Here is a 2,271-nt window from a genome sequence, read left to right on the forward strand (position 1 = left end):
CTGGGCCACACCACCCGTTACCGTTATGACGAACGCGGCCAGGTGGTGGAAGTCATTGATGCTGCCGGCAAGCACAAGTACTTGCGCTGGAGCGAACAGGGGCTGCTCATTGAACAGGTCGATTGCTCCGGGTATCCGACCCGTTTCAGCTATGACCGGCGCGGCCATCTGCAGGCGGTCACCGACGCCCTGGGCGAGCGCACCGAGTACCAGCACGACGCCAAGGGCCGCCTGCTCGGTTCGCAACTGCCGGACGGGCGCAACCAGCACTATCAGCATGATCGCAACGGCCAGCTCAGCAGCTATACCGACCCCGCCGGGCACACTACCCAGTACCGCTATACCCGACGCGGCCAGGTACAACAGCGTATCGACCCGCAGGGTCGGCGGGTGCAGTTCAGTTACGACGCCTACGGGCGACTGCTGGTGCTGACCAATGAAAATGGCGAGAGCTACCGGTTTGCCTGGGACCAGGTTGACCGCTTGAGCCAGCAGCAGGACCTGGACGGCAGCGCCAGCCGCTATCACTACGACCGGCTGGATAACCTCAGTTGCGTTGAGTACCTCCCCACTCCCCACGGCAGTGTCGAAGCGATCATCCATCACCTGCACCGGGATGCGGTCGGGCGCTTGATCAAAAAGCACACCGACGATAGCGAAACCCTGTACAGCTACGATCCTCTCGATCAACTGACGGCCATCAACTTCACCGACAAGGCAGGCAACAGCGAACAACTGGCCTTCGCTTACGACGCCCTAGGCCAACTGCTGGAGGAACACAGTGCCAGCGGAGTGCTGCAGCATCATTACGACGAACTGGGCAACCTGATCCAGACTCAGCTGCCCGATGGCCGCTGGCTCAACCGCCTGTATTACGGCAGCGGTCATCTGCACCAGCTCAACCTCGACGGCAAGGTGATCAGCGATTTCGAGCGCGACCGCCTGCACCGCGAAGTGCTGCGCACCCAGGGCCGAGTCAGTACCCGCAGCGAGTACGACCGCAGCGGCCGTTTGCGCTCGCGCCTGCGCCGCCCAAGCCAGCAACCGCCGCAACTGCCGGCCGCCGTGCAGCAACGCTTCGATTTCGACCCGGCAGACAACCTGACCAGCCGTTTCAACCAGCAGCCCGGCGGCCAGCACCAGCAACTGCTGCACTACGATGCCAGCGGGCGGATCATGGCCAGCCAGGACGCCGGCCAGGGCCAAAGCGAAGCCTTCGCCTACGACGCCGCCGCCAACCTGCTCGATGGGCCGCAAGCCGGCATCGGCCTGGTGCGCCATAACCGCTTGCTCACCTACCAGGACAAACGCTATCGCTATGACGGGTTCGGCCGCTTGATCGAGAAACGCAGCAGCCGGCGTGGCATCCAGCACTTCAGCTACGACGCCGAGCACCGCTTGGTCCAGGTGCGCAGCCAGTTCGGCGGGCGCGAGCGAGTGCTGAACATGCGCTACGACCCGCTCGGGCGGCGTGTCGAAAAGAGCGAACACGACGATCAGGGCAATCTGCTCGACCAGACCCGCTTTGCCTGGGATGGCCTGCGCTTGCAGCAGGAGCATCGATACAGCCAGACCAGCCTGTACCTGTATGTCGAAGACAGCCACGAACCCTTGGCTCGGGTTGACGGTACGGGGCTGCACCAGCAGGTGCGTTACTACCATAACGACTTCAACGGCCTGCCCGAACAGCTGACGGATGACAGTGGCGAAGCAGTCTGGCAGGCGCGCTATCAGGTCTGGGGCAATACCCTGCAGGAAGTGCGTGAGGCGCATTTCATCGAAGAGCAGAACCTCAGGTTCCAGGGCCAGTATCTGGACCGTGAGACGGGTCTGCACTACAACACGTTCCGGTTTTATGATCCGGATATCGGGCGGTTCACCCAACCCGACCCGATTGGCTTGTTGGGAGGCTCCAATCTCTATCAATACGCTCAGAATCCAGTACGGTGGATCGACCCGCTAGGATTGGAAACGACCCTGTACAGGTCCATGAGCCTTGATGAATATTCCAGCCTAATGAAAACCGGAACATGGTCATCTCACGGAACCATGGAAGGAAAGTGGTTCGCTGAGTCCTATAAAGACGCTGTGACGTGGGGGAAAACGATGGGGCATGGCGGTGATTTCCGGATTGTTCAGGTAAAACTACCTGACAAAATTGCTAACGCGGCATTCTCTAGGGAAATCCTGAAAAAGACTTCCTGATTTGGCAAAATCCCCGGACACCAATCGCCGAGCTTTTCAATGAAGCAAATGACCTTCGCCGATGCC

At 60.6% G+C, this 2,271-nt stretch carries 1 protein-coding gene; it reads left to right on the forward strand.

Going from position 1 to position 2,271, the window contains the following annotated elements; genetic code table 11:
- The coding region (locus tag ACIOVF_RS27995) for an RHS repeat-associated core domain-containing protein (RefSeq protein ID WP_401294203.1) at window positions 1–2,205 on the forward strand (2,205 nt) is incomplete at its 5' end.
- Window positions 2,206–2,271 lie beyond the last annotated feature (66 nt).

The organism is Pseudomonas sp. NPDC087612, from assembly GCF_044743505.1.
In the GTDB taxonomy this organism is placed as follows: Bacteria; Pseudomonadota; Gammaproteobacteria; order Pseudomonadales; family Pseudomonadaceae; genus Aquipseudomonas.